Below are 994 nucleotides of genomic sequence, written 5' to 3'. Positions count from 1 at the left end.
GCTCCGCCCGGACCGTCCCCGCGCCGTCCGCCGCCCGGGGGAGGCCGCCGCGTCCGTCCGGTCCGGACGCGCCGCCGCGGCCGTCCGCTCGCTCATCGGGTCTCCTCCCGCCAGCGCGAGAAGCGCAGGTACAGCAGCACCATGACCAGCACGAGCGCGAAGTTGACCACCGACATCGCCGCGGACTCGCCCACGTGCTGGTCGGAGAAGGCCAGCTTGTACATGAACGTGGTGGTGGTGTCGGTGTCGTTGCCCGGCCCGCCCCCGGTCATCTCGTAGATGATCGGGAACGAGTTGAACACGTTGATGACGTTGATGATCCCGGCGATGAGGATCGCCGGGCGCAGCAGCGGAAGCGTGATCTGGAAGTACGACCGCCACGGGCCCGCGCCGTCCACCCGCGCCGCCTCGTACACGTCCGCGGGGACGGTCTGCAGCCCGGCGAGGATCACGAACGAGGTGAACGGCAGCGACACGAACACCGCCACCCACATCATCCAGAACATCGCCTGGTGCGGGTCGCCCAGCCAGTTGTGCGGATGGTCGATCACGTGCAGGTCGAGCAGCACCCGGTTGACCAGGCCGGAGAAGTTGTCCAGCATCCACTTCCAGATCAGCGCGGTCATCAGGACCGACGCCGCCCACGGCACGATGACCGCCCAGCGCACCACGCGGCGGCCGGGGAAGCGGGCGTTGAGCAACTGGCCGAGCGCCAGCGACAGCAGCAGCGTCACGGCGACGACGCCCGCGACCCACAGCACCGTGCGGAGCAGAACCGGGACCAGCGCGTCCTCGTCGAACAGGTCGGAGTAGTCGCGCACCCCGTTCCAGCCCGCGGTCAGGCCGGACGAGGTGATCTTCTGCAGCGAGGTGCGGGCCATCTCCACGACGGGCCACAACACCACGAAGGCGATGAGCAGGATCGACGGGCCGAGCCACAGCAGGGGCGCCAGCGCGCGCAGCGCGCGGAGCGCCCGCGGCGCGGCCGGGGACG

General features: G+C 70.5%; 1 protein-coding gene. It reads right to left on the bottom strand.

What is annotated here, in order from left to right; translation table 11 throughout:
• Window positions 1–92: 92 nt before the first annotated feature.
• Window positions 93–994: carbohydrate ABC transporter permease (locus DZF91_RS23285; RefSeq protein WP_328589200.1), on the bottom strand; the 902-nt coding region annotated here is incomplete at its 5' end.

Origin of the sequence: Actinomadura logoneensis (assembly GCF_003428695.1) — a bacterium.
GTDB classification, from domain to species: Bacteria; Actinomycetota; Actinomycetes; order Streptosporangiales; family Streptosporangiaceae; genus Spirillospora; species Spirillospora logoneensis.
The sequence above is the reverse complement of the archived record's forward strand: the minus strand, read 5'-3'. Positions and strand labels throughout refer to the sequence as shown.